Origin of the sequence: Corynebacterium sp. UMB4614, assembly GCF_030217065.1 — a bacterium.
Lineage (GTDB): Bacteria > Actinomycetota > Actinomycetes > Mycobacteriales > Mycobacteriaceae > Corynebacterium.
In genome coordinates this window covers 51,414-74,551 of record NZ_JASONC010000005.1, presented here as the reverse complement: position 1 = coordinate 74,551, position 23,138 = coordinate 51,414, and the positions used below count along the sequence as shown (strand labels likewise).

The window sequence follows — 23,138 nt, the reverse complement described above, 5'->3', positions numbered from 1 at the left end:
AGCTTTGAGGGCCACGGGCTGTGTCGCGTCCCGAGTAGGCGGGGTCTAACCCTGGCGGGCGGAAACCTCAGGCAGCTTCGCCGCAAGCAGGGAACCCAGCGCGCCGACCGCGGCCAAAGCGCCGAGTGCCCAGAGGGTTCCCATGAGGCTCAACAGCGCGGTCAGCGCACCGATGAGCAGCAGGATGATGCCCATCAGCGTGTTGGAGACCGAGACATAGCGGGTGCGCTGATCGCCCTCAGCCATGTCCACCACATAGGTCGACCGGGAGACCCGGATCGCCGCGTGCGCCACCGAAATGCCGAAGAAGGCGACGGGCAGCCACCAGTACAGGGCGTCCTCCCAGACCAGGGCCAGGCCGATGGTGATCAGCAGCAGAACGACGGCGAACAGCGCGCCGCCCGAAAGAGTGTTCTTCGAAGATTTATCTGACAAGGCGCCGGACACCCGGCCGGCGGTCAGCGAGGCAAGGCCTGCGGCGACGACGAACAGGCCCAGGCCGGTCACGCTCGAGCCCGCCCGTCCCTGCAGAGTGACAAGAAAGGTGGGGGAGAGGGCGGAGGCCAGCATGAGGGAGCGGACCAACACAAAGTTTCGGAAGGGCTTGTCGTCACGCATCAGGCCCCATACGTCGTCCCAGATGGCGCGATTCATCTCGGTAACGGAGTGCGGCGGCTCAGCGAGATCCCCCTCGTCCACTGGCGGCTCCTGGATCTTTCTGAAGAGCAGGAAACTCACCACCCACGCGCCCGCTCCGGCCGCAAAAAGCACGCCAAAGGTGCCGGGGCTCAGGTTGTCGCGCAGAGCGGCGATGACCAGTCCCACCACGATGGTCACCGCACCTGCGAGCGTCGTTGCGAAACCAGTGACCCGGCCCCGGTAACCCTTCGGCATCGTGCGGCCCTGGATGTCCTTACTCGTCAGCGACACCAGCGAACGGGCGGCGGCGAGCAGCGCGAGGCCGAAGAGGATGAGCAGGCCAGCGGTCGTGCCGGAGGTGAACAGGGCTGCACACATCGCGATGATGCAGCCCAGCGCCTGACCCAGCGTGCCCAGCAGCAGGATCGGCAATCGACGGGAGCGGGCCTGGACCCACGGGCGGAGCCCGGCCTGCGGCAACATCGAGCCGGCCTCGCGGATCGGCACCAATAGCGGCGCGATCCAGGTGGGCGCGGCCAGCATCTGCAGCAACCACGGCAGCGTCGTTTTCGCGCTCATGATCTGGTCGCCGATGTTTTGGAAACCAAAGGCCGTGGAGAAGCGCAGGCCGTTGTGCTCCACGTTCGGGAGATCAGACTTCGGTGGCTTACCGATCAGCTTGTGGGACAGGCGCGTCGAAAAAAGCCCCTGCTCGGAGTGAGTAGGGGCCTGAGCTTGTTGGTCTTCGCTCGTCATGCTCCCCCACCAGGACTCGAACCTAGAATGACGGTACCAAAAACCGCAGTGTTGCCAATTACACCATGGGGGAAAACGCTAGTCGTCGAAGATCCCGCAGGATGACGCTAACGGCTTAACACCCTACCCCATGCCACACGGCGGGTGGAAAATCACCGAAGCGCCACGGCAACGGGACGGTGCAGGCTAGGCGCGGGGGTGTCTGCCCCCACGGCTACACTGGGGCGCTATGAGTACCACGGTCCGCCCATCGGCAAGCCAAAATACGTCCGCACCAGGGAATAAGGGGCACGCGGCTCCCGCGCTGTCGGGTGTGCTGCGGGCCGCCGCGCGCGACTCGAAGCTCAAGGGCCTGGTCACCCATGTCGGTGCCGCGCAGTTGGCGATCCAGGGCCCGGACGCGGTGTGGCCCTTCGCCGTCGGTACGATTGCCCAGCACGCTCCGGTGTTGGTGATCACGGCGACCGCCCGGCAGGCCGAGGATCTCACCGAGCAGCTCAAGGCCATGCTGGGCGACGAGGTGGAGCTCATGCCCGCCTGGGAGACCCTGCCGCACGAGCGGATCTCCCCGAACGTGGAGACCGTCTCCCAGCGGATGAAGGTGCTCCGCCGCCTACACCGGCAGACCGCCGGCGAGCTGGGGGAGTCCGATACCCATATTCGGGTGGTTGTCGCGCCAGTGCGCACGTTGGTGCAGCCCATCCAGGACAGCCTCGGTGCCGTAACTCCCGTCCACTTCGCCGTCGACCAGGAGGTGGATTTCGAACAGATCCAGCACGAGCTGGTGGAGCGCGGTTACTCCGCGGTGGACGTGGTCGCCAAGCGCGGGCACTTCGCGGTGCGCGGTGGCATTCTCGACGTCTTCCCGGCCACGGGAGAGCTGCCCGTGCGCGTGGAATTCTGGGGCGACGAGGTCTCCGACATCCGCCCCTTCAGCGTCGGCGATCAGCGCACCATCCCCGGGGTGGAGCTCGACGAGGTCACCGTCTACCCAGCCCGCGAGCTGCTCATCACCGACTCCGTGGCCACCCGCGCCGGGCAGCTGGCTAAAGAACACGCCAGCCATGCTGAGCTGGCGGATGTGTACCACAAGATCAGCGAGAAGATCGTCGTGCCCGGCATGGAGACACTGATCCCGAGCCTCCACGACGGTGAGCTGAAGCTCCTGCCGGAATTCCTGCCGGAGGGCACGCACACCATCGTGCTTGCCCCGGCCGCTGTCGAGCGCCGCGCCGCAGACCTGAAGGAGACCGGCGAGCAATTCCTCGAGGCCGGCTGGGAGGCCGCGGCCATGGGGGCGAACGCTCCCGCTGACGGCGTGGCCTACGTGTCCGTCGCCGCTGCCCGACATGCCCAGACGGCATTGGACCGGCCGTGGTGGACACTGTCCCCGCTCGGCATGCTTGACTCCGACGAGGGCTTCGACGGCGACGCCCTCCTTCTCGACTACGATGCCGCGCCCCAGCCCCGCGGCGAGATGGAGGCCATCGAGCACATGATGGCCGATATCCGCACCCGCGTGGAGGCCGGCGGTCGGGTTGCCTTCGCCGCCCCAACACCCACCGTCGCTGCCCGCATGCTGCGCCGCTTCCACGAGGCAGGCATCGCCGCAGAGGCCGTGGGGGTGGACCTGCGCGGCCAGCGCGGCATCGGCCGTCAGGCCGCATCCAAGGCGACCCCGGACCAGGAGCCGGCGCCGAAGAAGGTCAGCATCTACCACGCGGTCGCCCACGAGGGCCTCGTCTTCCCGATGGCGGGGGGAGAGCACCCCAGCCTGCTGTTCCTGACCGAAACGGACGTCACCGGCAACCGCGTGGAGGCGGCGGCGACCGGTAAGCGCAAGCCAGCCAAGCGCCGCAACCGCGTGGATCCACTGGCCCTGGAGCCCGGCGACCTGGTGGTCCACGATTCTCACGGCATCGGCAAGTTTGTGAAGATGACCGAGCGCACCGTCGGCAAGGGTGCGGACGCCTCCCGTCGCGAATACCTCGTCCTCGAATACGCACCCAGCAAGCGGGGTGGACCAGGCGACCAGCTTTACGTCCCCATGGACCAGCTCGACCTGCTGTCCCGCTACGTCGGTGGGGAGAAGCCGGCCCTATCCAAGATGGGTGGTGCGGACTGGAAGAACACCAAGCGCAAAGCCCGCAAGGCCGTCCGGGAAATCGCCGGGGAGCTCGTGCAGCTCTACGCCCAGCGCCAAGCCGCGCCGGGCTACGCCTTCGCCCCGGATAGCCCGTGGCAGCGGGAGATGGAGGAGGCTTTCCCCTTCACCGAGACCGAGGACCAGTTCAACGCCATCGAGGCCGTGAAGTCCGACATGGAAAAGCCGGTGCCGATGGACCGCGTCATCGTGGGTGATGTGGGCTACGGCAAGACGGAGGTCGCGGTGCGTGCCGCCTTCAAGGCCGTCCAATCCGGCAAGCAGGTCGCCGTCCTCGTCCCGACGACGCTGCTCGCGCAGCAGCACATGAAGACCTTCCGGGAGCGGATGCAGGACTTCCCGACGCGCATCGCGGAGCTGAGCCGGTTCACCACCCCTGCGCAGTCCAAGGAGATCCTCAAGGGGCTGGCCGAGGGGACCATCGACATCGTCGTGGGCACCCACCGCCTGCTGCAGACCGGCGTGACCTGGAAGAACCTGGGCCTCATCATCGTCGACGAGGAACAGCGCTTCGGCGTGGAACACAAGGAGCACATCAAGTCCTTGCGCACCCACGTGGACGTCCTGACCATGTCCGCTACTCCGATCCCACGCACGCTGGAGATGTCCATGGCTGGCATCCGCGAAATGTCGACCATCCTTACCCCGCCGCAGGACCGTCATCCGGTGCTGACCTACGTCGGTGCCCAGGAGGACAAGCACGTCGCCGCCGCGATCCGCCGCGAGCTGCTGCGTGACGGTCAGGTGTTCTACATCCACAACCGGGTGAAATCCATCGAGAAGGCGGCGGAGCACATCCGCAGCCTTGTGCCCGAAGCCCGGGTCGTGGTCGCCCACGGGCAGATGAGCGAGGAACAGCTGGAAACCACCGTGGAGGGCTTCTGGAACCGGGAGTTCGACATCCTGGTGTGCACCACCATCGTGGAGACCGGCTTGGACATCTCGAATGCCAACACCCTGATCGTGGAGAACGCCCACCACATGGGCCTATCCCAGTTGCACCAGCTGCGCGGGCGCGTGGGTCGGTCCCGGGAGCGGGCCTATGCCTACTTCCTCTATCCGAAGGGCGAGGTTCTCACCGAGACCTCCTACGACCGACTGTCCACCATCGCGCAGAACAACGAGCTCGGCGCGGGTATGGCCGTCGCGATGAAGGACCTCGAGATGCGTGGCGCCGGCAACGTGTTGGGCGCCGAGCAGTCGGGGCACATTGCGGGGGTGGGCTTCGACCTCTACGTCCGGCTTGTCGGTGAGGCAGTGGAGGCCTTCCGTGCGATGGCGGACGGCAAGCCGGTGGACGGGCGCGAGGAGGAGAAGAAGGAGATTCGTATTGACCTGCCGGTGGATGCTCACATCCCGGTGACCTACGTGGCCTCCGAGCGACTCCGACTGGAGGCCTACCGCAAGCTTGCCGAAGCGCAGGATGAGGACCAGATTGAGGAGGTGCTCACCGAGTTCCGGGACCGCTACGGCGAGCCGCCGGCCCAGGTGACTAACCTCGCGGTGCTGTCCCGACTGCGGTTGGTTTGCCGTGACCTGGGGGTCTCGGAGGTCGTGGCGACGGGCTCTCGCATCAGCTTCAGCCCCATCGATTTGCAGGACTCCGGCCAGGTGCGATTGAAGCGTCTATTCCCGGGGGCGACGTACCGGGCGACCACTAAGGTCGTGGTTATTCCGGCGCCGAAGGAGGGTGCGGGGATGCGGGCGGTCGCGCTGCGGGATGTGCCGTTGGCCCAGTGGTGTGCGAATGCTCTCACCCAGCTGGCTGGCATCCCGGAACGGGACATCAGCGGAGGTAGCGCCCCGACGCGTTAGCCCCTCGGTGCGAAAACTTCCGAGTCACTAGCGTAAACTTTAGCCCCATGACAGTCGTACTCCTCGATCCTCGATTCCCCTCGATGATTCCCGTCGACGCCGTGACCCTGCTCAGTGGCAAGGTTTCCTATACGGAGGAGGTGCCGATCCGCATCCGCTGGGTCATCGGCGACCTCGGCGGCCACACGGTGTACGAGTCCGACGTTCTCGTCACCACCGATCTGCGAAACGACCTGGTCATCGAACGGATCGAGGAGGGCGACGAGCTATTGGCTGCTCCGAGCCTGCTGGTGCACCTCTCCCCAGATCGGGAGATCGGGCCGCGGGATTCCGGCGAGCTCGCCCCGGCGCACACACCCGCGCTGCCCTCCGCAGAGGCAATTGGCCAGGCGATGTCTGGGATGGGGGAGCAGGACCCGGCGGAGGCGCTGGAGTCTTATCAGCAGTACGCCGATGCCGTGGACGACGCATATCAGCAGTCTGCGCATCTGTACCACCAGCCGAGCGCCCAGCAGGGGGATGAAGACTACGCCGCCGACGCGGCGGCCTCGGCTGCCTATAGCGGCGAGGGCTTCGTTGAGGGCGAGGTTCTTTCCGCCGACGAGCACACGGCCGCCGTGGCGGGTAGTCGCCGCACTGCGCGCACCGAGGTGCCTGAATCTGTCATGGACGAGATTGAGGACGCCGTGGCGCTGATGGCTCGCGCGCTGCGCCAGGGCAAGTGGGAGCAGTCCATGACCCACGCCGACCTTGTGCCCTTCTTGCGGGAGGAGACTGAGGAGCTGGCGAGCACCATCGAGCTGCGGGATGTTCTCGCCGCCGTGGGCTCCGAAGACAAGGCCGATGGTGATGGCGAGGCGCCTGAGTGGGCTGAGCAGGACCTCTGCGAGGAGCTTTCGGACGTGCTGCTGCAGGTCCTCTTCCACGCGGAGATTGCGAACCGCCGTGGTGCCTTCGACATCGGGCATGTGGCTGGCTCGTTCGTGGCGAAGCTGCGTGATCGTGCACCGTACCTCTTCGAGGACGTCGAGCGCGCGGTGGGTATTCAGGAGCAAAACGAGCTGTGGCGTGCTGGTAAGGAAGCGCAGGAGCAGCGCAAGCGCGAGGCGCATGGCCCGGCCTTCCGCGATTACCTGGATCGGAAGGCCGAGCTGAAGCAGCAGGCTGGTCAGTCGCAGCGTGGCCCGCTGGGTGCGCAAACCACTGAGCAGGCCGGCAACGCTGGCCAGGGGGCTTCGGCGAAGCAGGGCAGCCCGGCCGCTCATAGGGCCCAGGCCACGCAGGGCGCCAAGGCGCAGCCGACGCAGGAGGCTCAGGCACAGCCGCAGCGGGCGGGTCAGCCAGCCCCAGTCGCCCAGCGGGCCGCAACCGCCCAGCCTGCTCAACCGCGCCATACCTCTGCGTTGTCCGCAGCCGATGAGATCATCCGCGAGGCCCGCGAGCGTGGCCTGCGAGACGCAGACATTCCGACGGATATCCGTTACCCGATGGTCGGCCTCGAACTCGACGAGCCAGGCGGGGCAGAGGACCGCCTGCTCAAGGCGGTTCAGAACTTCCGCCAGCAGCTCGACCGCATGGGACGCTAGAGCCTTCGCCGTGCGCCTTTCCGATCTCCCTTCCCGCTCGCAGGACTATCTCAAGGCGATCTTTGACGTTCAGGAGTGGAGCGGCACCGGGGTGGGGCTGACCCAGCTTGCTGCCAAGGTCGGCCAACAGAACTCCACCGCTTCCGAGGCTGTGAAGCGGTTGGCCGCCCAGGGGCTGGTCAACCACCGCCCCTACGCGCCCATTTCCCTGACGGATTTGGGTCATGAGCTCGCGATTCAGATGGTGCGCCGTCACCGGCTGATCGAAACCTACCTCTGCCGCGAGCTGGGCTATTCCCTCGACGAGGTCCACGATGAGGCCGAAGAACTCGAGCACGCCGTCAGCGAGAAATTCCTCGCCCGCATCGACGAGCTGATGGGCTACCCAGACCGGGACCCACACGGTGACCCGATCCCGAACGCGGCGGGTCAGCTCCCCGAAACCGAATCTTTCCCCCTCTCCGAGGCGGCAGTCGGCGATGTGCTGTGCGTCGAGCGGGTCTCCGACTCTGACCCTGACCTGCTCCGTCACCTGGAGGGCAGTGGCGTGACCCCGGGGGTTCACATCCGCGTCGACCCCCGGCCTTTCGAAGCGCTCGCTGAATTCAGTATCGTGTCCGGTACGCGATCCGGTTCGGTGGTGTCCCTGCCCGCCGCGCAGTTATCCGCGGTTCGGTGTATCCGGCCCGCGTAGCCCGCCACCGCCGGTATCATTCTTTGCCCATGCCCAACGCACGCCGCAAGGGCGCTTTTCAGCGCGCCAGCGGGAAGGAAGTCCTGTGAATCACAACCGCTACGAGCCCGCGGCCTCGGTCCCACGCCGTCGCCGCTCCGGGTGCGCTGTGATGGGCTGCGGCGTCGTCGTGGTCGCCCTGCTGAGCATCATCGCCCTGGTCGGCTTTCTGGTGGCTGCCTTCACCGGAAACTCACCGATCAAGGCCAATCGCCTTCCCATTCCGGACGACGTCCCGCCCGCCGCCGCGGCACCTGCACCGACCATTGATATTCATCAGCCGGGGCGCACCGCGAACCAGCTGGCCCGCTGGGCGCGGGGTCAGGTGTCGGAGACGAACATTCCCTACCAAGCGCTGATTGCCTACGGGAATGCAGAGAACATCGCTCGCCAAACCAAACCGGAGTGCAAGCTGAGCTGGAATACCCTCGCTGGCCTGGGCTTTGTGGAAACCAAGCACGGCTCCTATGCCGGCTGGACCCTGCGTGGCACGAAGCTCAATGATCAGGGAACCGCGGATCCGAAGATCTTCGGCCCCCAGCTCAACGGGGAGAAGTTCGCCCGCATCGAGGACACGGACGGCGGCGAGCTTGACGGGGATAAGGAATTCGACCGCGCGATGGGGCCGATGCAGTTCATCCCCGAGACCTGGAAGCATTACGGCGTGGACGCCAACGGCGATGGGGTGGCGGATCCGCAGAACATCGATGATGCAGCCGCCGCTGCCGCCCGCCTGTTGTGTGACTTCGGCCGTGACCTGAGCACCCCGGAGGGGTGGACGCAGGCGATCCGCTCCTATAACCAGTCGGATCAGTACGTCCGCGACGTCCGTGACGCCGCGGCGAATTACGCGCTGGGCCAGTCCGCCAGCGTCATTTAGCGCGCTGTTAGGGGCTGGCCTAAGGGCGCGGTTTAGCGCACCGACTCGCGCATAGCCCATTCGACGGCGTCGAGCGGCAGCTCCGGGTCGACGCTGTCGCGAGCCTCGCGGATCGCGGCGAGGTAGGTGCCGTAGTCCGCGGCGGACCAGTCGGAATCCTTCTCCAGGCCTGCGATCTTCGCGCGATTGGAGCAGATCACGAGCGGCTTATCCTCGCCAGCCGCCTGCGGGCCGGCCAGGAAGTAGGCGACGTAGGAGGCGAACTTCGCCGGCAGGCCGATGCTCGTCAGCGCCTCGTACTGCGCTGCCGGTTCCTTGGACTCCAGGGCCGGGATCGTCTTGAGCAGGCTGGCGGCCTTGGCCTTGTTGCGCAGGAACTGCTGCAGCGGCAGCACCGCCTGGGACTGGCCCGCCCCGTAGGCGAAGGCAGCACCGATGAAGTCGATGACCCGCTCCCGGGCGTAGCCGGAGGCGACAGCGCCCTCCGCGAAGCGAAACACTTCCGCACGCGTGATGGAGGCGGTGGCGTCATCCCGGAAGGGCGGGACGTGGCGCAGGTGGAACGGCCAGCCGGACTTCCAGCGACGAGGGGAGAAGGTCACCGAATCGTTCATGACCTTCTCGGTGGTGGGGGACACTTTATTCACAGCATCTACGATCTGATTCATGGCCCCATTGTGGCAGAACCCGGCTCGGGGGCGACCGTGTGGGTCGATCGGCGGTCCGGTGGCGGGCGCATGGCAAAATAGAGGCGGCTAGAATAGTTCCTGGCTTTCGGGTCCGGGGCCGGTGCGAAGGTGCCCGGCTCAGCCCGTCCACGCCAGTGGTCAAAGCAACGTCGAATGTGCCTAGGAGGCAGACACAGATGGCCGGAATCCTTAACGTCAGCGCGCTGGAGATCATGGACTCCCGCGGTAACCCCACCGTCGAGGTCGAGGTCATCCTCGACGACGGTTCGATGGGCCGTGCCGCCGTGCCTTCGGGCGCGTCCACCGGCGTGCACGAGGCGCACGAGCTGCGCGACGGCGGAGATCGCTACCTGGGCAAGGGCGTTGCCAAGGCTGTCGATTTCGTCAACACCGAGATCGATGACGCCCTGGCTGGCCTGGAGGCTGACGACCAGCGCCTCATCGACCAGACCCTGCTGGAGCTCGATGGCACCGAGAACAAGTCCCGTCTGGGCGCCAACGCCCTGCTCGGCGTCTCCATGGCCGTAGCCCACGCGGCCGCTGACTCTGCTGGCCTGGAGCTCTTCCGCTACGTCGGTGGTCCGAACGGCCACGTCCTGCCGGTTCCGATGATGAACATCCTGAACGGTGGCGCACACGCGGACTCCGGCGTGGACGTCCAGGAGTTCATGATCGCACCGATCGGCGCGGAGACCTTCGCCGAGGCGCTGCAGGTCGGTGCCGAGGTTTACCACAGCCTCAAGGCCGTCATTAAGGCCAAGGGCCTGTCCACTGGCCTGGGTGACGAGGGCGGCTTCGCTCCGTCCGTCGAGTCCACCAAGGCGGCCCTGGACCTCATCGTCGAGGCCATCGAGAAGGCTGGCTACACCCTGGGCGAGGACGTCGCCCTGGCGCTGGACGTCGCCTCCTCTGAGTTCTACGAGGACGGTGTGTACAACTTCGAGGGCGGTAAGCACAGCTCCGCCGAGATGGTTGAGGTTTACGCTGACCTGGTCGAGCAGTACCCGATTGTCTCCATCGAGGATCCGCTGGACGAGGACGACTGGGAGGGCTATGTCACCCTCACCGAGAAGCTCGGCGACAAGATCCAGATCGTTGGCGACGACCTCTTCGTCACTAACCCGTCCCGCCTGCAGGAGGGCATCGACCGTGGCGCGGCCAACGCCCTGCTGGTCAAGGTGAACCAGATCGGTACCCTTTCCGAGACCTTCGACGCCGTGGAACTGGCACACCGCAACGGCTACCGCACCATGATGTCCCACCGCTCCGGCGAGACCGAGGACACCACCATCGCCGACCTGGCGGTCGCTCTGAACTGCGGCCAGATCAAGACCGGTGCCCCGGCCCGCTCCGAGCGCGTGGCGAAGTACAACCAGCTGCTCCGCATCGAGCGCTACCTGGAGGGCGCAGCAGTCTACGCCGGCCGCTCCGCTTTCCCGCGCTTCAAGAACTAGGACGAGCGGACTAGAATAGCCCGTTATGACCCACCCCTCCCGCGATAACTCGCCCCTCCCCGCTGGCAGTGACCAGCGTGGTGGGGCGAACGCGGATTCTGCGGGCCAGCGCCTGCCACAGGCCCGCTCTATGGAGCGCAATCAGGCCCGGCGTCGTCGGATGCGGCAAGCACCTCAACGCGTGGCTCGCCGATTCGTCGCCCTGCCGTCCCGAATGAGCCCCGGTGCCGCGATCGTCGTGATCCTGGTGGTCGGTCTCATGGCCCTGTCCCTGGCCACCCCGCTGCGTAACTACTACGAGCAGCGCACGGAGCTTGCCCAGCTGCAGAGCACTATTCAAGAGCAGGAACGCCACAAGGCAGAGCTCCAGGCGGAACTCAACCGTTTCGAGAACGAGGACTACCTCAAGGAACAGGCGCGCATCCGACTCGGCGTCATCGAGCCCGGCGAGTCCGCCTACCGCATCATCTCGCCGAAAATCACCGGCGCTGCAGGGGAGGACGCCCCCGGGGCAGGAAAGAGCCCGTCGGAGCAGGAATACGAGAACAGCCCGTGGTTTAAGAAGCTGTGGGATTCCGTGGCGGTCGAACCTGGCGAGGCAGCGCCGGGCGATGCTGGCAGCGCTCCTGCCGGGCAGAGCGAGGAGCAGGACTCCGGCGGCAGCCCCGAGGGTGGCGTGCAGCCAAGCGGCGATATGAAACTTCCGATTCTGCCCGACAACCAGCCATAATCGCCGGAGACGGCACACCCCGCGGAAGAGCTTGGGAAAACCCAGGCCCCGGGCTTTTTCAAGAGGAGAATGAATGACGGTCAGTCGTGAAGACCTGGATATCATGGCCGCCCAGCTCGGCCGAGAGCCGCGCGGCGCGGTGGAGGTCAGCTACCGAACCCCGGACGGCCAGCCCGCCGTCGTGAAGACCCACCCCAGGCTGCCGGACGGCACCCCGTTCCCGACGCTGTACTACCTCACCGACCCCCGCCTGACCGCAGAGGCCAGCCGCTTGGAGGTCGCCGGCGTCATGAAGACAATGCAGGAACGTCTCAGCACTGATGAGGGCCTGCAGCGGGACTATCAGGCTGCCCACGAACACTACCTGGCCACTCGCAACGCAATGGAGGACCTCGGCACCGAGTTCTCGGGCGGCGGCATGCCCGATCGGGTGAAGTGCCTGCACGTTCTCATGGCCTATGCGCTGGCCGAGGGGCCGGAACGCCTGCGGCTCGGGACCGAGACCGTGGCTCTGGCCGTGGAACACGATCCGAGCTTGTCCGGCACCGCGATCCCGGCCGATTGGCCGACCTCCGAGGAACTGGGCATCTCCCTCGTCCAGGCCACGACCGTGGAGGGTGCGGAGAACACCGGTATGTTCCTGCCCGAGCGCGAACGAGACCAGAGGAGCTAGACGCATGGCTCAGCCCGACGCCCCACGCCGCTTCGCCGCGATCGACTGCGGAACGAATTCCATCCGCCTGCTCATCTCCGAGCGGGCGGCGGACGGCACCCTGACAGAGCTTAACCGGGATAACATCATCGTCCGGCTCGGCCAGGGGGTGGACGCTACCGGGGGCTTCGCGCCAGAGGCCCTCCAACGCGTCGACGACGCCCTGGCCACCTACGCCCAGCGCATGGTGGAGCACCACGTCGAGGACGTAATGATGGGGGCGACGAGCGCTACCCGTGATGCGAAGAACCGCGATGAGTTTTTCGCCATCACCGCCCGCCACCTGGGCCGCATCGTCGATGGCCGGCAGGCTGAGGTCATCAGCGGCGAACAGGAGGCCGAGCTGAGCTTCGCCGGGGCAGTGGCCGACCTGCCGTCCGGAACCTCGGAGCGCATCTGCGTCATCGACTTGGGCGGCGGCTCCACCGAGTTCGTCGTCCACGACGTCGACGCCGACGGCGCCGTCGCGGACACCGGGACCGTCGAGGCCTACTCCGCGAACATGGGCTGCGTGCGGCTCACTGAGCGCTACCTGCACAGCAATCCGCCGACCGCGGAGGAAATCGCCGCGGCGGAGGACTTCGTCGCCGAGCAGCTCCGAGAGGTGGAGGAGCACGTTGACCTCACTGGCGTGACTCGCCTGGTGGGCGTGGCCGGGACCATGACCACCCTCAGCGCGATCACCCAGGGGCTGGATAGCTACCAGCCGGAGAAGATCCACTTGAGCCGACTGCCGCTGCGCACGTTCCGGAATACTGCCATCGACCTGCGGGATAAGACCGTCGACCAGCGACTCGAGTGCGGTCCCATGCACCCCGGCCGCGCGGACGTCGTTGGCGGTGGCGCGGTGGTCATCGACGCGGTAGCCAGCCGCTTCATGGCCCTCGGCGTCGAGGAGATCACGATCAGTGAGAAAGACATCCTCGATGGTATGTTGGCAAAAGTTATGCGCCGCAACGGTGCCTAAAATCCGCGCGCGGTAGTGCGCGCGGGCACTAGCCCCTATAGCCCAATTGGCAGAGGCAGCGGACTTAAAATCCGCGCAGTGTCGGTTCGAGTCCGACTGGGGGCACAAAACAAAAGCCAGGCCGGAGAGCATTTCTCCCGCCTGGCTTCGTTATTGGTGCCGGTGGCTATGCGCCGCCGCCACTAGTCGTTCTTTGCTGCCTTCTCGTCTTCCTTGGCAGCCTTTTCTTCGGCCTTGACGGCGGCCTTCTCGACCTTCTTCAGCTGCTTCTCGAGGTTGAAGTCCACCTCTGGCCACTCCAGCTTCATGTTCCGCAGCTCGTTGAGCAGCAGGTAGCGCACGACCAGGCGGGCGTAGTCCTGCTTATCACTAGGGATGATGTACCACGGGGCGACGTCGTTGGTCTTCTCGATGGCCCGGGCGTAGGCCTCGTGGTATTCATCCCACTTCTTCTGCACGCTGAGATCGCTGGGGGAGTAGCGCCAGCGCTGCGCCGGGTTGCGCAGGCGGGAGAGGAAGTTTTTGGTCTGGAACTGCGGGGAGATGTGCAGCAAGATTTTGATGACGCGGGTGCCGTCGGCCTCGAGCTGCTTCTCGAAGCGACGGATGGCGTCGTAGCGGCGGTCGATTTCCTCGACGTCGCTGAGCCCCTCCACGCGGGAGACCAGAACATCCTCGTAGTAGGAGCGGTCGAAGATCGCGATCTCGCCGTTACCTGGCAACTCGCGGCGGATGCGGGCAAGGAAGTCGCGGTTGTCGGTGTCGTCGATCGACTCGACTGGTTCGGCGAAGGTGGCGACGTTCACGCCCTGCGGGGACACGGCCTGCAAGATGGCGTTGGTGGCACCGCTCTTACCGGAGGCGTCCACGCCCTGCAGGATGATGAGGATGCTGCCGACCTGCTCGTCGCTGGCACCGTTCGCGTAGAGCTTGGCCTGCTCGGCGCGCAGCTCTTCGGCGATCTTCTTATAGGCCTTGTTGACCCGCTTCTCGAACTTCTCGCCTTTGCCCCTCACCCCCGGGGTTTCGCGAGGGTTGAATGACTTGAGGTCGATGTTGCCCTTGGGCGCGCGCAGCCCGAGAGCGTTGTTCATTCCAAAGCTCATAACCCCAAGTTTAGCGGCTCCGGTGGCTTTGCTCAGCTTGACGGGGATGGTGCAGCTCGCAGGCTGCTTATTAGCATGGTGAGCATGGATAACGCAGCTTTGGACCAGGACCATTCCACGACCGGCAGGAGCAACTGGCCGCTGGCGCTGATTACCGGAGCGTCCCGCGGCATTGGCCGGGCGATCGCCGATGACCTTTCCCGCGATCACCGGCTCATTCTGTGCTGCTCGTCGGAGACTTCCGCGCGAAACCTGCGGGAGGCTTTCCCGGACGCCCAGGTGATCGCCGCGGACCTGTCCGATCCGGCGGCGTTGGGGGAGGTCTTTTCTTCCGACGTCGCCCCGCAGCGTCTCGACCTGCTGGTGCACTCCGCGGGCGTGACGGGGCATGCACCCATCGCCGAGGCACCGTTTCAGATGTGGCGGGAGGTGCTCGACGTCAACGTCATCGCCGTCGCCGAGCTCACGCGGTTGCTCCTGCCGGCGCTGCGTGAGGCACAAGGCATGGTGATCGCCATCAACTCCGGGGCGGGGCACAATTCCGGCCCTGGCTACGGGCCCTATGCGGCCTCGAAGTTCGCGCTCAAGGCGATCACGGACGCCCTGCGTGAGGAGGAGCGGGGGAAGGTGCGGGTGAGCTCCGTCCACCCCGGGAAGGTGGACTCGGATATGCAGCGCGAGCTGCAGGCCCAAGCGGGGAACGCCAACTATGACCCGGGTGTCTATGTCCGCGCGGAGGACATCGCCGCCGCGGTGCGGCTGGCCGCGGAGATGGGACCTGAGGCCTGCCTGGAGACCGTGAGCGTGCGCCCGGTCGTCAAGTAAGGGTGTGGAACCGCTGCTGATAACGCCGCGAATGCTTCTTGGGGAGCTGGTGCTCCATCAAGAAACCCTCCCCGGGGAAAGAATCCCGTCGGGGAGGGTCGGCGCGCGTGTGTGCGGCGAAATTAGGGCAGCATGCGCAGCTTCTTGCCGGCCAGCAGTGCGCTGCTCATGATGCGCGCGTAGGCCTTCGCGCCCAGGCTCTCCGGGCCACGCATCGACATCCACCGCTGTTCGGTGATGTTCTGGCTATCGGTGTACTTCAGCAGCCCGGCCGCGCCGTGGCGGCCGCCCATGCCGGAGTCCTTCATGCCGCCACTGGTGTTGTCGATGGCCGACCATGCGGCCGTGTAGCCGTCGTTGATGGAGACGGAACCTGCTCGGATCTGCGGGGCGATGCGGTGCCCGGTTTCGGGGCTGGCGAAGACGGAGGCGTTGAGACCATAGACGGTGTCGTTGGCGGCATTGACCGCAGCCACCAGGTCGTCGACGACTTCGACGAAGACGACTGGACCGAAGACCTCCTCGGTGCGCAGCTTCGCGTCGGCAGGGACATCCGCGAGAACGGTGGGCTCGTAGAAGTAGGGGCCCAGGTCCGGGCGAGCCTTGCCGCCCGCGAGAACTCGCGCGCCCTTGGCGACAGCGTCATCCACGTAGCTGGTGACCGTATCCAGCTGCTGTTGGGAGGCCAGCGAACCCATCGCCACCTCCCAGTCGAAGCCGGGGCCGAGCGTCATGGCGCGCACGGCGTCGGCGAACTTGGTGCTGAACTCCTCGTAGACAGGTCGCTCAACGTACACCCGCTCAATGGACACGCACAGCTGGCCCGAGTTGGAGTAGCAGGCATCGACGACGCCTCGGACCGTGTAATCCATTTTCGCATCCGCCGCGACGATCAGAGGGTTCTTGCCACCCAGCTCCGCGGAGAAACCGATCAGGCGGGAGCCCGCGGTAGCCCCAAGAATCTTGCCGGTGGCGGTAGACCCGGTGAACATCAGGAAGTCGCAGGTATTGGCGATCTCGCTGCCTACGACCCGGCCGGAGCCGGTGACCAACTGGACGAGATCGCGTGGCAGGCCGGCCTCGAAGAGCAGGCCGAACACCAGCAGGGAGGTAAACGGGGTCGCGGAGTCCGGTTTCGCGACCACCGCATTGCCTGCGATGAGCGCAGGAAGGGCGTCGGAGATGCCCAGGGTCAGTGGGTAGTTCCATGGCGAAATCTGGCCGACCACGCCCACCGGCTGGAAGTGCTGGCGGGACTTGGCGAGCACCGGAACCGCGGAGCGGCGGCGCTTCGGGCTCAGGATCTTCTCCGCGTTATTGGCGTAGTAACGGGAATTATTCGCGACGTCCATGACCTCGTCGAAGGCGGAGGCGCGGTTCTTGCCGGTCTCCAGCTGCACCATGTCCATCAGCAGCTCGCGGTTCTTCAGGACGGCGTCGTGGAAACGCAGGAGGATGGCCTTGCGCTCGGAGAAGGGGACGTGAGCCCAGGAACGCTGTGCCTGACGGGCGGCGCCCACGGCACGGTGGACGTCCTCCTCATCGCCGGAACCGACCCAGCCGAGGTGCTCCGCGGTAAAGGAAACCTCGACGTCGATCGTCTTCTCGGGCTTGGAGCCATCGGCGGGCAGCTTATTGGCGGACAGCCCGCGCAGCGCCTCCTGAAAGTCTGTCGGGAGTGCGCCGAGGGACAGTCGCTTGGGGAATCGCAAAGCAGTCATGGGTGGAAATATACCTTTGTCGAGGAACCTATGCGGGGGGTTGAGAAAGAAAATCCGCAGCGTCGGGAACTAAAAATGCGTCACCTGCGTTGGTACATTGTGAAGTAGGAATTTTTAACCGACTACCAGCGTCGTGGCGCCCCCCAGCAGTGCCGGGACATCGCCCGACATGAATCCCGGTCTCCGATCGGGTCGTGTAGACGCACCGCTTGGGTGTGTGCATGGCAGCAAGAACGAGTTTTGACGAAGAATCGAAAGTTGAGGCTTTCAGGTGAAGAAATCTAATCCATTTATGGCTGAGCTGACCGGCCAGAACCGCCAGGGCCAGCAGGCCCAGGGCTATGGTCAGCCCGGTTACGGACAGCAGGGCAGCGGCTACGGCCAGTTCGCCACCAGCGCCCGTGGTGCCGCTGCCACCGCGACCTACCAGGACGGGCTGCAGGACGCCGCGAATTACGGCCAGGCCGGCCCGGCCGACCGCCCGATTACCGTGGACGACGTGGTGGCTAAGACCGGCATCACGCTGGCCGTCATCGTCGTACTGGCTGCGGCGAACTACTTTATCTTCGGCACGAATCCGGCAATGGGCTCGATCCTCACCGTGGTTGGCGCTATCGGTGGCCTCATCACCGTGCTGGTCTCCGCCTTCGCGAAGAAGTACGGCTCCCCGGTCGTCACCCTGCTTTACGCAGGCTTCGAGGGACTGTTCGTCGGTGGCTTTAGCTACATGCTCACCGGCATGGCGGTGGGGGACACCAACGCTGGCGCCATGATTAGCCAGGCGATCCTGGGCACCATCGGCGTGTTCGCGGGCATGCTCTTCGTCTACAAGACGGGTGCGATCCGCGTGACCCCGAAGTTCACGAAGTTCATGGTCGCCGCACTGATCGGTGTACTGGTGCTGGCGCTGGGCAGCATGCTCATCGGCCTGTTCACCGGTGGCGCTGGCCCGCTGCGCGACGGCTCCCCGCTGTCCTGGATCTTCTCCCTGCTGTGCATCGGCCTGGCAGCGCTGAGCTTCCTGCAGGACTTCGACGCCGCCGACCGCCTCGTCCGCGCCGGTGCGCCGTCCAAGATGGCCTGGGGCGTGGCCCTCGGCTTGGCCGTGACCCTGGTCTGGCTCTACACCGAGATCCTGCGCCTGCTGTCTTACATCAATAGGGACTAGCGCTAGCAGCACAGGGCCAGGGCGTATGACGCGGGCTGGCCCATCGAAAAACTCTGCCCTTGGGGATCAACCCCAGGGGCTTTTTCATGCCCCGGGGAGGGGCACTTTCCCGCGCCGCCCCCGCGTGTCTGTAGATCTTGGTAGCGTGATCAGGTCAACAGACTGTAAAACAGCTGGGCGCAGAAGTGCCGACCCAGCTAGCAAGGAGCGCCGATGAGTCTCGGCGAAAACCCCCGTCCCACTAAGGCCCAACCCGCGGCAGAGCTGCTCAAGGCCGGAAGAAGTTCCCAAGTCGGCTTGTATCCGCACGACCTGCACCCCGGGTTGGTCCCGGGCTTGAGCGTCGAAGACCAGAACAAGAGCTTCGCGCTGGACCGCATCGTCTTCTTCGTCACCGCCACCCTCATCGTGGCGTTTATCGCCTGGGGAATCGCCTCCCCAGAGTCGGTGTCCACTGCGTCGGCCGCCGCGTACGACTGGGCTATGAACAATGCCGCGTGGCTGCTCAACCTCGTCATGAGTATGGGGATCATCGTCATGCTCTACCTGGCGTTCTCCCGTTATGGCCAGATCCCACTGGGCCGGGACGATGAGGAGCCGGAGTTCTCCCGATACTCCTGGATCGCGATGATGTTTGGCGCCGGCATTGGCGTGGGCGTGTTCTTCTTCGGTCCCTCCGAGCCCCTGGCCTACTACCTCTCGCCGCCGCCGGAGACCGTAGCCGCGGAAACCCCGGCGGCCCTGCACCAGGCGTTGGCCCAGTCCCACTTCCACTGGGGACTATCCATCTGGGGTCTCTATGCGCTGGTGGGCGGCGCACTGGCCTATTCTACCTATCGCCGCGGGCGCCCCTCGCTGCTGAGCTCCGTGTTCCGGCCACTGCTGGGTACTCAGCCGAATGAGGGGATCGCGGGCAGGGTGATCGACATGATGGCGATCGTCGCCACCCTCTTCGGCACCGCCGCCACACTCGGGCTATCTGCCTTACAGATCGCCCAGGGTGTGGAGATCATTTCCGGGGCAGGCCCATTGGCCAATAATGCGGTGATCGCCATCATCGGTGTGCTCGGAGTTGCTTTCATCATCAGCGCGGTCTCCGGCGTAGCGCGGGGCATCCGCTACCTGTCGAATATCAACATCGCGCTGACGCTGCTGCTCGTGGCCTTCGTATTTCTCTTTGGTCCGAGCCTCTTTCTGCTGAACCTGGTGCCATCCGGAGTTGCGACCTATATCGATCAGCTGCTGCCGATGATGGGCAAGTCCCTGTCCTGGGGCCAGGAGACCCTTGAGTTCCAGGGCGCGTGGACGGCATTCTACTGGGCTTGGTGGATCGCCTGGACCCCGTTCGTTGGCATGTTCATCGCCCGGATTTCCCGTGGCCGCACCATCCGTGAATTCGCGCTCGCAACGATCGCCGGCCCGACCGCCATCCTGGTCCTGGCCTTCAGCATCTTTGGTGGTGCCTCCATCACCTTCAGCCGGGAGGGCCGCGAGATGTTCGACGGCTCCGCGAATTCCGAGCAGGTCCTCTTCGCGCTCTTCGACCAGTTGCCCCTGAACGCGATCACCCCGTTCCTGCTGATCACGGTGCTCACGATCTTCTTCGTCACCTCCGCGGACTCGGCGTCTGTGGTGATGGGAACCATGTCCTCCCAGGGCAACCCTGCGCCGAACAAGCTGGTCGTCGTGTTCTGGGGTGCATGCATGATGGGGATTGCCACGGTGATGCTGCTGGCCGGCGGGGAAACCGCGCTGACCGCGCTGCAGAACCTCACGATCCTTATTGCGCTGCCGTTCTCGATTGTCCTGCTGGTGATGACCGTGGCCTTCCTCAAGGATCTCCGCACCGACCCTGCAGCGATCCGTAAAGACTACGCCAGCACCGCGGTGGAAAATGCGGTGGTTCGTGGCCTGGAAGAGCACGGCGATGACTTCGAACTCAGCGTCGCTTCTGCGCCGGAGGGCAGGGGAGCGGGCGCCCACTTCGACTCCTCCTCTGAGAACGTCACCGACTGGTACCAGCGCGTGGATGAGGAGGGCGAAGAGATCGCCTACGACCACGAAACCAAGCGGTGGGCGGACCAGGAAGATAGCGCAGCGGATGCGCCGGCGGAGTCCATAGACACCGCGTCACCCGCTGCTGATGAGCGCTCGCCGGAGCACCCGGAGCGTTAACACCGCCAGCAGACTCTGTCCGTGACAACTAGGCACAAAGAAACCCTCGGCCCTGGAATTTAACGGGCCGAGGGTTTTCGCGTTGCCAGAGTGGGGCAGTGCCGCGCCAGAACTACTTCTGCATTGCGCGCGGGATGTCCAGATCCGGGTTATACGGCTCTGCCTCCACGAGGGTCACCCGGACCGTGTCGCCGGTCGGGGTCTCGTACTCACGGGTCTCGCCGACCTTCGCGCCGACCAGTGCTGCGCCCAGTGGGGCATCGGTGGAGTAAGTCTCCAGCTCCGGGTTGGAGGACTCCAGGCCACGGGTACCGATCAGGAAGGTCTCCTTGTCTTCCTCATCGTCGTCGTAGTAGACGTGCACGACGGTGCCGACCAGGGCGACGCCGGACTCCTGTGGAGCCTCACCGATGGTGGCGTTCTCAAGCAGCTCCTCGAGGTAGGCGATGCGGGCCTCTTCCTGGCCCTGCTGCTCGCGGGCGGCGTGGTAGCCGCCGTTCTCCTTGAGGTCACCCTCTTCGCGGCGCTCATTGATTTCGGCGGCCAGGACCGGGCGGTTCTCCTTCAGGGCGAACAGCTCCGCGTTGAGTCGGTCGTAGGATTCTTGGGTGAGCCAGGTGGTCTGATTGTCTGCCATCTGCGCCATCCTCCTTGGAAATTATTTCAGTAATTTTCAGCTGATCCGGGCAATCACGGTCCACGCACCGTCCCCGGCGGTAGTGCCGTGGGCGGCGATAGCTTTGCAGGAAATGTCCCACGGTTTCGCCGACGCCTGCCGGTTCTCGCTTGTCCGGGCGTATTCTAGCACCGAATAGACACGAAAACTTCAGTGGACGCGTCGTTGGTGGCCCGCTTTTTGGTGGGCTACTGCTTCAGGTGGGAGGGGATGATCGAAGAACAGCCGTAGATCTTCCCGGCGTAGCCCTGCACGCGGGTGTTGATATCCACCGAGTGTCGGGACGTTTCTGGCCCACCGGCCGGGATGTAGAACTCGCGGCGGCCGACCTCGTTCTTGTCGTAGTCCATCGCGGTGACGACGCAATAAGCCGGCTTGGATGGATCTTCCCGGGTGACGTCGACGCGCATGTTCAGCCGGTTGTCGGACACCACGGAACCGCCGGACTCGACTGCGGTGACGTCCGCAGAGGACGCATTCATGAACTGGTTGACCGCATAGGCCATCGCCCCAGCGATGAGAACAACCAACGCAATGACCAGCACCTTGCCGGCAAAGGGGCGGTTGCGCTCAGCGCCGTAGCGGGCCTTCAAGGCATCGTCCGCGGGCATGTGCGTATTACCCGGGCGGGAGTTGGAAACCGAAGGGGAAGCATCAGAGGTCATGGTGGTTTACATTCTAGGCAATGCGCCCGTAAAAGCAGATTTTCTCTCCCCAGCCGACCCGTTGCTGCGGTGGGGAGGTGCCGTGTGACTTCTCTTCATCGGGCGTGGAACAATATGGAAGTATGACTGATTCGACGACGAGCGGTGCCCAGGGTGGCTACCGCGTGCTGGCGATTCACGCCCATCCGGATGATGAATCCAGCAAGGGCGCGGCGACGATGGCTCGCTATATTGACGAAGGCCACCGTGTCCGCGTGCTGACCTGCACGGGCGGCGAAGAGGGCAGCATCCTCAACCCCAGGATGGACCGCCCCGAGGTGCACGAGAACCTAGCGGCTGTGCGAAGGGAAGAAATGGCCCGCGCCGCGGAGATCTTGGGGGTGGAGCACCGCTGGCTGGGCTATGTTGATTCCGGCCTGCCGGAATCTGGAAAGCGGGAGGATCTCCCAGAAGGCTGCTTTGCGCTGCAGGACGTCGACGAGGTGGCCGGCGACGTGGTTGCGCAGATCCGCGAATTCCAGCCGCACGTGATCATTACCTATGACGAAAACGGTGGCTACCCGCACCCGGATCACCTGATGGTCCATGCGGTGTCTATGCGCGCCTGGGAGCTGGCCGGAGACCCCGAGTATCGACCCGATCTGGGCGAGGCTTGGGCGCCGCTGAAGTTGTATTACACACACGGATTCGTGGTGACCCGTTTCAACATGCTCGCCGAGGCGGTGGCACAGCGGCAGGCTAACGGTGAGATGACCCTGCGCGAGTACCAGCGCACGATGACCCAGCTGGCCTTCTGGCGCGCGAAGCAGGACGTCTATCCCCGTGTAACCACCCGCGTGAACGCCGCGGATTGGTTCGAACGTCGCGATGCCGCGCTGACCGCACATGCCACCCAGATCGATCCGGACGGGCCGTTCTTCGGCGTGGATGTGGACGTGCAGCGCGAGACGTGGCCCACGGAGGAGTTCGAATTAGCGAAGACCCGGGTGGCCACTACACTGCCAGAGAGAGAACTCACCGCGGGCTTGCCGCCGGTGGGCAGCGCCGATGAGCTCAGCCAGAGCCAGCCGCCAGAGGTGCCGGTGCGCCCCGAGCAGTAGGATTTCCGCTAGAGAATTTTTAGCCCAGTACTCACACACGGCTTGACCGCCGCCGAAGGGAATGGATGACATGTTCGCAGCTCTTTCGACCCCTGCTCTGCCAGCAGCGGATCTGGTGACCACAGGGGCGGCGTACACGACCACTGTTATCGCCCAGGGCCCAACCCCCAATACGGGCCCGCGCGGCGAGGAATTCGGCAAGGCCTCGCCGGTCGGGCTGTTCGTCATCCTGGGGCTGCTCTTCGTGGTCATCGTCATCGGATTCGGCATGAATCGCAGGCTGCGCCGTTTGGAACGCCGCCGCGCCTTCGCCGAGCAGCACGGCATCGACGTGTTCGATGAGGAGCGGCTCAACAAGGCCATGGAGGAGAGCGGCTACGAGGAGTACGCGAAGGGCGGAGCGATGTTCGCCCGCACCGAGGTGCCGCAGACCGATGCTCGTTTCGAGCCGGCCTCCGGGATTGGAACGCAGCTCACCGGGCCCGACGCGATCGACGTGGAGCGTGCGAAGGCCGAGGAAGAAGACGAAGACGAGAATCCTGCACGCTAAGCGAGAGGGTTAATTATCGTGCGTCTA

The 23,138-nt window shown here is 65.2% G+C and carries 19 protein-coding genes and 2 tRNA genes; 14 read left to right on the top strand and 7 right to left on the bottom strand.

Going from position 1 to position 23,138, the window contains the following annotated elements:
• Positions 1 to 45: 45 nt before the first annotated feature.
• Together QP413_RS03750 and QP413_RS03745 are read right to left on the bottom strand one after the other, a co-directional pair.
• Positions 46 to 1,395: an MFS transporter gene (locus QP413_RS03750; RefSeq protein WP_284780687.1), complete on the bottom strand. Its 1,350-nt coding sequence runs from the start codon at positions 1,393 to 1,395 to the stop codon at positions 46 to 48.
• A gap of 1 nt (position 1,396) precedes the next feature.
• Positions 1,397 to 1,468: transfer RNA gene (locus tag QP413_RS03745), tRNA-Gln, on the bottom strand.
• Positions 1,469 to 1,624: 156 nt separating this feature from the next.
• Between QP413_RS03745 and mfd the strand changes: the two genes are divergently transcribed.
• From mfd to QP413_RS03725, 4 genes are all read left to right on the top strand, one after another.
• On the top strand, positions 1,625 to 5,374 hold the full coding sequence (mfd, locus tag QP413_RS03740; RefSeq protein ID WP_284780686.1) for a transcription-repair coupling factor: 3,750 nt from the start codon (positions 1,625 to 1,627) through the stop codon (positions 5,372 to 5,374).
• 47 nt (positions 5,375 to 5,421) lie between these two features.
• Positions 5,422 to 6,960, top strand: a complete 1,539-nt coding sequence (locus tag QP413_RS03735; protein ID WP_284780685.1) for a MazG nucleotide pyrophosphohydrolase domain-containing protein — start codon at positions 5,422 to 5,424, stop codon at positions 6,958 to 6,960.
• Between the two features lie 10 nt (positions 6,961 to 6,970).
• Positions 6,971 to 7,654, top strand: a complete 684-nt coding sequence (locus QP413_RS03730; RefSeq protein WP_284780684.1) for a metal-dependent transcriptional regulator — start codon at positions 6,971 to 6,973, stop codon at positions 7,652 to 7,654.
• 151 nt (positions 7,655 to 7,805) lie between these two features.
• Positions 7,806 to 8,573 carry a lytic transglycosylase domain-containing protein gene (locus tag QP413_RS03725; RefSeq protein WP_012359839.1) on the top strand — a complete coding sequence of 256 codons (768 nt, stop codon included), beginning with the start codon at positions 7,806 to 7,808 and terminating at the stop codon, positions 8,571 to 8,573.
• A gap of 32 nt (positions 8,574 to 8,605) precedes the next feature.
• Here QP413_RS03725 and QP413_RS03720 read toward each other — a convergent pair whose 3' ends face one another.
• The gene (locus QP413_RS03720; protein ID WP_148820389.1) at positions 8,606 to 9,241 is read right to left on the bottom strand and encodes a hypothetical protein; all 636 of its coding nucleotides are present in this window, start codon (positions 9,239 to 9,241) and stop codon (positions 8,606 to 8,608) included.
• Between the two features lie 197 nt (positions 9,242 to 9,438).
• Here QP413_RS03720 and eno point away from each other — a divergent pair, with 197 nt between their 5' ends.
• The 5 genes from eno to QP413_RS03695 all read left to right on the top strand — a co-directional run bounded on the left by eno (position 9,439) and on the right by QP413_RS03695 (position 13,230).
• A complete protein-coding gene (eno, locus tag QP413_RS03715; protein WP_148792083.1) occupies positions 9,439 to 10,716 on the top strand; it encodes a phosphopyruvate hydratase in 1,278 nt (425 codons plus the stop codon).
• Positions 10,717 to 10,741: 25 nt separating this feature from the next.
• Positions 10,742 to 11,446 carry a septum formation initiator family protein gene (locus tag QP413_RS03710; RefSeq protein ID WP_284780683.1) on the top strand — a complete coding sequence of 235 codons (705 nt, stop codon included), beginning with the start codon at positions 10,742 to 10,744 and terminating at the stop codon, positions 11,444 to 11,446.
• Between the two features lie 73 nt (positions 11,447 to 11,519).
• Entirely contained in the window at positions 11,520 to 12,119 is a 600-nt protein-coding gene (locus QP413_RS03705; RefSeq protein WP_012359843.1) for a DUF501 domain-containing protein, read from the top strand.
• A gap of 4 nt (positions 12,120 to 12,123) precedes the next feature.
• Positions 12,124 to 13,125 carry a Ppx/GppA phosphatase family protein gene (locus QP413_RS03700; RefSeq protein ID WP_284780681.1) on the top strand — a complete coding sequence of 334 codons (1,002 nt, stop codon included), beginning with the start codon at positions 12,124 to 12,126 and terminating at the stop codon, positions 13,123 to 13,125.
• Between the two features lie 31 nt (positions 13,126 to 13,156).
• Positions 13,157 to 13,230 (top strand) — tRNA-Leu (locus tag QP413_RS03695).
• Positions 13,231 to 13,307: 77 nt separating this feature from the next.
• Here QP413_RS03695 and QP413_RS03690 read toward each other — a convergent pair.
• Positions 13,308 to 14,231 carry a PPK2 family polyphosphate kinase gene (locus QP413_RS03690; protein ID WP_284780679.1) on the bottom strand — a complete coding sequence of 308 codons (924 nt, stop codon included), beginning with the start codon at positions 14,229 to 14,231 and terminating at the stop codon, positions 13,308 to 13,310.
• A 75-nt stretch (positions 14,232 to 14,306) separates the two neighbouring features.
• On the opposite strand from QP413_RS03690, the gene QP413_RS03685 reads away from it, so the two are divergent.
• Positions 14,307 to 15,056, top strand: coding sequence for an SDR family oxidoreductase (locus QP413_RS03685; RefSeq protein ID WP_012359845.1), 750 nt, complete (start codon positions 14,307 to 14,309; stop codon positions 15,054 to 15,056).
• Positions 15,057 to 15,178: 122 nt separating this feature from the next.
• On the opposite strand, the gene QP413_RS03680 is transcribed toward QP413_RS03685, so the two are convergent.
• A complete protein-coding gene (locus QP413_RS03680; protein WP_148792085.1) occupies positions 15,179 to 16,777 on the bottom strand; it encodes a succinic semialdehyde dehydrogenase in 1,599 nt (532 codons plus the stop codon).
• Positions 16,778 to 17,048: 271 nt separating this feature from the next.
• On the opposite strand from QP413_RS03680, the gene QP413_RS03675 reads away from it, so the two are divergent.
• Positions 17,049 to 17,945 (top strand): Bax inhibitor-1/YccA family protein, encoded by an 897-nt coding sequence (locus tag QP413_RS03675; protein ID WP_284780676.1) that lies wholly within the window; start codon positions 17,049 to 17,051, stop codon positions 17,943 to 17,945.
• A 213-nt stretch (positions 17,946 to 18,158) separates the two neighbouring features.
• Entirely contained in the window at positions 18,159 to 20,120 is a 1,962-nt protein-coding gene (locus tag QP413_RS03670; RefSeq protein WP_012359849.1) for a BCCT family transporter, read from the top strand.
• Between the two features lie 112 nt (positions 20,121 to 20,232).
• Here QP413_RS03670 and greA read toward each other — a convergent pair whose 3' ends face one another.
• Positions 20,233 to 20,757 (bottom strand): transcription elongation factor GreA, encoded by a 525-nt coding sequence (greA, locus tag QP413_RS03665; protein WP_284780674.1) that lies wholly within the window; start codon positions 20,755 to 20,757, stop codon positions 20,233 to 20,235.
• A gap of 227 nt (positions 20,758 to 20,984) precedes the next feature.
• The gene (locus tag QP413_RS03660) at positions 20,985 to 21,461 is read right to left on the bottom strand and encodes a DUF4307 domain-containing protein (RefSeq protein ID WP_284780673.1); all 477 of its coding nucleotides are present in this window, start codon (positions 21,459 to 21,461) and stop codon (positions 20,985 to 20,987) included.
• A gap of 122 nt (positions 21,462 to 21,583) precedes the next feature.
• Between QP413_RS03660 and mca the strand changes: the two genes are divergently transcribed.
• A complete protein-coding gene (mca, locus tag QP413_RS03655; protein WP_284780671.1) occupies positions 21,584 to 22,561 on the top strand; it encodes a mycothiol conjugate amidase Mca in 978 nt (325 codons plus the stop codon).
• Between the two features lie 70 nt (positions 22,562 to 22,631).
• Positions 22,632 to 23,111 carry a hypothetical protein gene (locus QP413_RS03650; RefSeq protein WP_284780670.1) on the top strand — a complete coding sequence of 160 codons (480 nt, stop codon included), beginning with the start codon at positions 22,632 to 22,634 and terminating at the stop codon, positions 23,109 to 23,111.
• Positions 23,112 to 23,138: the final 27 nt, after the last annotated feature.